The organism is Nostoc sp. NMS2, from assembly GCF_017115105.1.
GTDB lineage: Bacteria > Cyanobacteriota > Cyanobacteriia > Cyanobacteriales > Nostocaceae > Nostoc.
In genome coordinates, this window is the sequence record NZ_JABXKH010000174.1 from 20816 (window position 1) to 27120 (window position 6305).

Annotated in this window: 6 protein-coding genes; 5 read left to right on the top strand and 1 reads right to left on the bottom strand. The window is 37.4% G+C overall.

What is annotated here, in order from left to right:
• Window positions 1-3: 3 nt before the first annotated feature.
• The 5 genes from HWQ36_RS32270 to HWQ36_RS32290 are packed head-to-tail and all read left to right on the top strand — an operon-like array spanning window position 4 to window position 5157.
• Complete coding sequence (locus HWQ36_RS32270; RefSeq protein ID WP_292710593.1) at window positions 4-1215, top strand: glycosyltransferase; 1212 nt, start codon at window positions 4-6, stop codon at window positions 1213-1215.
• Between the two features lie 50 nt (window positions 1216-1265).
• Window positions 1266-2225, top strand: a complete 960-nt coding sequence (locus HWQ36_RS32275) for a glycosyltransferase family 10 (RefSeq protein ID WP_292710576.1) — start codon at window positions 1266-1268, stop codon at window positions 2223-2225.
• Window positions 2226-2228: 3 nt separating this feature from the next.
• Window positions 2229-3209 carry an Npun_R2821/Npun_R2822 family protein gene (locus HWQ36_RS32280; RefSeq protein ID WP_292710579.1) on the top strand — a complete coding sequence of 327 codons (981 nt, stop codon included), beginning with the start codon at window positions 2229-2231 and terminating at the stop codon, window positions 3207-3209.
• 3 nt (window positions 3210-3212) lie between these two features.
• On the top strand, window positions 3213-4103 hold the full coding sequence (locus tag HWQ36_RS32285) for an Npun_R2821/Npun_R2822 family protein (RefSeq protein ID WP_292710582.1): 891 nt from the start codon (window positions 3213-3215) through the stop codon (window positions 4101-4103).
• Between the two features lie 16 nt (window positions 4104-4119).
• Window positions 4120-5157: an Npun_R2821/Npun_R2822 family protein gene (locus tag HWQ36_RS32290; protein ID WP_292710585.1), complete on the top strand. Its 1038-nt coding sequence runs from the start codon at window positions 4120-4122 to the stop codon at window positions 5155-5157.
• A gap of 54 nt (window positions 5158-5211) precedes the next feature.
• Here the strand turns inward: HWQ36_RS32290 and HWQ36_RS32295 are convergent, their stop codons facing one another.
• Window positions 5212-6096, bottom strand: a complete 885-nt coding sequence (locus tag HWQ36_RS32295) for a hypothetical protein (protein WP_292710587.1) — start codon at window positions 6094-6096, stop codon at window positions 5212-5214.
• Between the last annotated feature and the right edge of the window lie 209 nt (window positions 6097-6305).

Genomic DNA, 6305 nt, shown 5'->3' on the forward strand with positions numbered 1-6305 from the left:
ATTATGAAAAATAATCCTTTAAAAAAACACTACATTTTTTTCATCGGTGAAGAATTACCCCAGCCAGAGGCTCACCTAGTGCAGTCTACAAATGCCGCTAATGCCGCCGCTAACTTGGGATATTCAACAGTTTTGGTATACCCTGAAAAAGGAGCGAAAGCTAATAACCCAGTTAATTTATTGTGTCCTTTTCAACCGAGAAAAACACCAACAGAACTTATTGAATATTACAATCTCCATGACAAGTTAAAAGTTGCTCCATTACCGATGCCTTGGCCGATTGACCATTTTTCGAGCAAATTTACTGACTCCAACACCATTGCAAGCAAGTATTATTTACCCTTTCATATACTTCCAACTACTAAACTTGTCCACAGTCGCAACTGGAATTTTGTCAAAGCTGCCATCAAAAATGGCATTCCGGCAATTTATGAACACCACCACCATGAAGAGAAACCATTTGAGCAAGAAATTGTTACAAATCCACTCTTACAAATAGCTGTCACCGTTGTAGAAACAATCCGTGAAAGCATGATTAAAAATGGGATGCCAGCAGAAAAAGTAATTAGTCTGCACAATGGTTTTAATCGCTTGTTTATGCAGAGACAACCCGAAAAAGCCGCAGAATGGCGACAAAAACTATTGCGAGACGAAAGCCAAAAATTGGTAGTTTATGCAGGAGCATTACAGCAATTTAAAGGTATTGATGTACTAATTGATGTGGCTAATGAAATGCCTAATGTGCAATTTGCCTGTGCGGGTGGTAAGCCAGCAGAAGTAGAATATTATCAGCAATTGGTAAAAGAAAAACAGGTTGATAATATTCAATTTTTGGGCTATGTCTTGCATAATGAGTTAGCATCTTTGCTACAAGCAGCCGATATTTTAGCTCACCCTCATTGTTCGGGAAAAGCGGCAACTTTCACATCTCCTTTAAAGCTGTTTGACTACTTCGCCTCTGGAACTCCCATTGTTTCGACGGAAATTCCTTCATTAGTTGAGTTTCAAGAGACAAAAGCGATCGCTGCTTGGTGTGAGCCAGATAACCCCAGCAAATTTGCCGAAAGTCTGAAGCGAGTTTTAGAAACTCATCCTAGAAAAATAGAAGGTTATCCAGATAGTATCGAATTTGTCAAGCAGTTTTCTTGGGAAAATCGAGCCGCAAAAATCCTTAGTTATGTTGATGAATCTCTACTTCCTCAACTTATCGTATAAGGAAAAGTAACTAATGACAAATGACTAATGACTAATAACTAATAACTAAAATGACTATAAAAACTGTAGGTATGATTAGCGGCTATCGAGGTTTAGAAACCAGAGCCGATTGGCTGTGGCAACAAACCCCGCATCAATTTGGAGTTTGGGGAAATATGCAAATGCAGGCACTAGCAACCAAACCAGATTTTCTCCTGATGTATCAATTTGATTTTCCCCAAGCAGCGCCACAAAAATCTTGGTTAGATAGCTTTCGCAAACGGCAGCAAAAATCAGCAGTAAATGTTGATTCTCTACTGCGTGGTGTCAACAAAGAGCGGATTATTTATTTGCTAAGAGAACCGCCTTTAGATGAAATCGTTGAAATAACTAATCATAATTATCAACAAGCCCAGAAGTATTGTGGCTACATTTCTGGCCCCGATGATTTTGCCCCCATTCCTGACTATATGCCTGCTATTTGGTATCACTCAAATTCATTTCAAGATTTAAATGAAATGCCGCCACCTCAAAAGGTTGCCCCATGTAGTTGGATTACTTCAGGAATTAGCCGTACAGCCAAACATCGCCAGCGTTTAGACTTTTTGCAGTCTCTACAATCTAGTGGCATGAAATTTGACTTATATGGGCGTAACTTACCAGAATCGGCTAAAAAATCGGGAGAACTAGGTAACAAATGGTATGGGATGGCACCATACTATTACAATTTGGCAATTGAAAATTATGCTGATAATAATTGGTATGTCAGTGAGAAACTTTGGGATAGTTTACTTGCCTGGTGTCTACCAATTTACTATGGTGGCCCAGCTGCTGATAAATTATTGCCACCGGGTAGTTTTTTGCGGTTGCCCAGTTTAGATGAAAAAGGTATTGCCTACATCAAAGAAGTGACAGCTACACCTGATGCTTGGTATGCTGCCAAAGATGCGATCGCAGAAGCACGTCAAATCATTTTACATAAATTAAACTTACTTAACTGGTTATCAAACTTTGTCGATCAACACTCATAAATTATGAATGGTATTTGTACCCTTGGCAATGATTATGTTTTCGATCAACTGGTGGCTTTGCTCAACAGTATTGATGTTATCTTAGGTTCAGAAACTCCTGTTTGTATCTATCCTTTCGACGATCAGACACAGCGAATTGCTGATGAAATAGCTAAACGTCCTAATGTATTTCTTTACGATAATCAAGAATCAATCAACCGTTGGGATCAATTTATGCTCTCAGCAGCACCAGAACGATTGAATCGGAGTAAATCACGGTTATATGGCGCTCATCGTCGTTTTTGCGCCTTTGATGGGCCATTCGATAAATTTATCTATTTAGATGCAGACACCTTGGTGATGAACTCTCTGACATCGGTGTTTGAAAAGCTAGATACTTATGATTTTGTTGTCTACGATTTCCAATTTAAAGACGTTAGTAAAATATATAATGTTAATTCTCCAAAATTACTAGAAATTTTCGAGCAAAAGCGCATTGATTCCGAAATCTTTTGTTCGGGTTTCTATGGCGCAAAACGGGGAATATTTAACTCAGAACAAAGAGATTTACTAATATCCCATTTACAAAATGGTGAGGCGGAAATTTTGTATGGCGGTGCTGGTGAACAACCACTGATAAACTACATGGTAATGAGGTCTAATCTTTCTATTTATAACTTTGCTCGTCAACTACCAGATAATGAAAAGACAGGATGTTCTGCCACATCTAAGCACTTTGAAGAACGAGAACACCTTCTTTATGACAAAGGTAATCGGCTAACTTACCTTCATTACATTGGTATTCCTCCTAATATTAATCAAGCAGTCTGTGCTGGAGAAAATATTGATTTCCCCTATAGAGATTTATTTCTCTACTATCGTTACTTAAACGAACCAGACAAGCGTCCCATGTTTCAAAACCCTCCTAAGAATTATAATGACGCTCCAGTACCAAATTTATTTACAAGAGCTTTGCGAAAACTTAAGTTAATTAACCAAGGATAATTTATGAGCAGGGGAATTTATATTGTTGCCAACGATCGGGTTATTGATAATGCGATCGCTTTACTAAATAGTATTCGTTACTATGACCCAGAAGTAACCATTTATCTCATCCCATTTAATGAAAATTATCACAAGGTAGCAGAACAGCTTGCTACCTTACACAAAGTGCAAATTTTCCCAGATTTGGAACTTATTGATAAATTTACCAAACGCATCGGAGAAATTTTTGATCGAGATTTCCTCGCCTTACCAAATAAAATGCGTAAACTGGTGGCGTGGTTTGGCCCTTTAGATGAATTTATTTATATTGATACAGATATTGTCGTTTTTGAAAAAATCGCCGACAATTTAGACAAACTTTCAGAAGTTGATTTCTTCTGTTGTGATTACCATCATGCCAATGACAAACTGCGAAATATCTTTTCCCCATTTGTGAAAGAGCAACAAATTTTTTCTGATGCCCAACTTCAAGATGTTTTCAACAGTGGCTTTTTGGCTTCGAGAAAAGGAGTTATTACCGAAGAACAAATGGATGAAGCTTTGCGCGAGTGTGCAGCGCATCGTGAATATTTCGATTTTTCTGAAGGAGTTACAGACCAACCAATTTTAAATTATCTTGTTCTCAAACTGATTGCCAAACGGGGAAATCTCGTCAAAATTCCTGGCGGTGGGCCTGGTAGTTGGGCGGGTTCACAAAGTTTCCAACAGCAAGATTACGCCCTCTATGACCGAGGACAACGACTAAAATATATCCACTGGGCTGGTACGCGGATGAAAACTGGTAGTCCCTATTGGCAATTGTGGGAACACTATCGCTATCTTCATGAGGGTAAATTCGCTTTTATCTCCAAACTGACTCGCCGTTTATTTCCTTTTGTTGCTGCCCGCACTTAATATTAGGAGTATCCCAATGATTGATGGTATCTACATCCTAGCCAATGATGTTGTCTATGACCAACTAGTAGCGTTGCTCAACAGTATTGAAGCTAATGCTGGTAGGAAAATTCCTATTTGTATACTTCCATATAATCAGCGCTTAGATAAGGTGAAGGCAGAGATTGCATCTAGAGATAATGTCAGCTTATTTGAAGATTCTAATTCCATAGCTTATTGGGATAACTTTGCAACTCAAATATGGAAAAATTATCCGAGAGCGCAAAAAACTTGGCGAGAGTGGGGTTTTTCAGAACTCTATGAGTTACCAATGCACCGCAAATTTTGTGCTGTGGATGGGCCCTTTGATAGATTTATTTATTTTGATGCAGATACCTTGTTAATGGGGCCAGTAGATTATGTATATGAAAAATTAGATACATCTGATTGGGTAGTCAATGATTTTCAATATAAGTCTGACTTAAAATTTATTTTTGATGGTTCAACAGAGCAGATGCAGCAAATTTTCAATTCAGAAAACTTGCAGGATAAAGTATTTTGTGCTGGTTGGTTTGCCACCAAGAAAAATATTTTTTCTTCAGCGATAAGAGCCGACCTAATGGGCAAATTAACATCAGGTGAGGCAGATGTCATGGCTTTTTTAGCACCTGACCAATCTTTATTTAACTACATGGTGTTGAGAAGTGGAATTTCGTATTATAATTTTGCTTTTCATGACTGCGAGCAGGCGACTGGTAATCACTGGAGTTCTCAATTTGATGTGGTAGATAATATCCTCTATGACCAAGGGCGGAGATTGACCTACTTACACTATATGAGTGTATCTTCTTCAGCTTTTGTGCGGCTTTGTGGGGGTGAAGATGTAGATATTCCTTACCGCGATGTTTTCTTATATTATCGCTATTTAAAATCACCTGAGAAACGTCCTCAAAGTTTTACCCGCCCAAGCCAGATGACGCTTTTGCAAAAGTCTACTAGTAGTTTTATTCAGCAAAGAGTGAACAATATTAAGTTAAAGTATCGTAATTTAAAGGATAGAATTAATGGTTATTAATAACGTAGCGAAGATATGCCAATTAAATCAGCTTGTTGAGGTTTTTTCAAAGTTTCATCGGTGATAAAAATCAAAATTACTCAATGTCGCAATTCTTAAACGCAATGAACGATAGTAATAACCAGTAAATTTATTTAGTTTACGCACCAGCTTTTGGAAAATTGAATTTTTGTGGTATTCAATCGCTTCGTGCTGTTGAAAATATATCAGCGTTTCATCTGGATTTGCCTGTCCCTTTTTGATTTTCTGCTGTTCTACCCAATCCTTGAAATAAACAATACCGTCCATAGCATCCCATCGAACTGGTAATCCAGCCTTAGCAGCAGCTAATCCTATTGCATAACCCTCAGCACCATAAAAACCATTTAACTCACAGTAAAGTGCAATAGTTTCCCAGTGCTTTATAAATTCGATTTCACGCCCATCTTGCCTTGTAACTACAAATAACATTTCCATCACAAACTGAAGGTTAGTGTCTTCTAAATCTAGGTCTAGTTTTTGTGCTAGTTTGCTTAGAACGGTCAAATCTCTAACTCTATTTGCCTTGTAATCATCATTTGCTGAATTAATATATTCTTGATTGTGTTTGACAATACTGCTACAACTTCTTGCTGTTATGCCAGGAAGCCATTTCATATCTGGTTGTAACTTATCTAATATTCTGATATCTGCATCGACAAATATACAAGTATTAAACAGTGATATTGCTTTGGCAATTACAAACCTTTTATCGTGGTAACAACCAATGCTTTGTTGTTCATGTTTAAATGCTAAAACATTAGGATATATTTTAAATTCTTGTGGCTTATCTGTTAGGACAATTAAGTATGTTCCTGGCGAATTTTTTTCAATATCTTGAGCTAATAGGAAAGCATGAGAGCGATATCTTTTTCCTAAAGCTAAACTACAAAAACAAACGTCTGACTTTTCTTGGTTCATAATATTTTATTATTGAAATAAAATTTGGCTGAGACTAATATGAAAAATATGTTTAGAGACAGAAGATTCGTGCAAATTGTTTCGATTTAAATCAAACACTATATTCACATATATAATGTGGGGACTGACTACTGTAATAGTACCTATTTTCATCTAAACCTCGTCTACCTTGAGAACCGTAGTTTTGTAGGTTGGGTGCAGCGATAGCG

Coding starts and splice junctions, on each gene's coding strand:
- HWQ36_RS32290 (WP_292710585.1), top strand. CDS start 4,120: ATGATTGATGGTATCTACATCCTAGCCAATGATGTTGTCTATGACCAA.
- HWQ36_RS32295 (WP_292710587.1), bottom strand. CDS start 6,096: ATGAACCAAGAAAAGTCAGACGTTTGTTTTTGTAGTTTAGCTTTAGGA.
- HWQ36_RS32275 (WP_292710576.1), top strand. CDS start 1,266: ATGACTATAAAAACTGTAGGTATGATTAGCGGCTATCGAGGTTTAGAA.
- HWQ36_RS32270 (WP_292710593.1), top strand. CDS start 4: ATGAAAAATAATCCTTTAAAAAAACACTACATTTTTTTCATCGGTGAA.
- HWQ36_RS32280 (WP_292710579.1), top strand. CDS start 2,229: ATGAATGGTATTTGTACCCTTGGCAATGATTATGTTTTCGATCAACTG.
- HWQ36_RS32285 (WP_292710582.1), top strand. CDS start 3,213: ATGAGCAGGGGAATTTATATTGTTGCCAACGATCGGGTTATTGATAAT.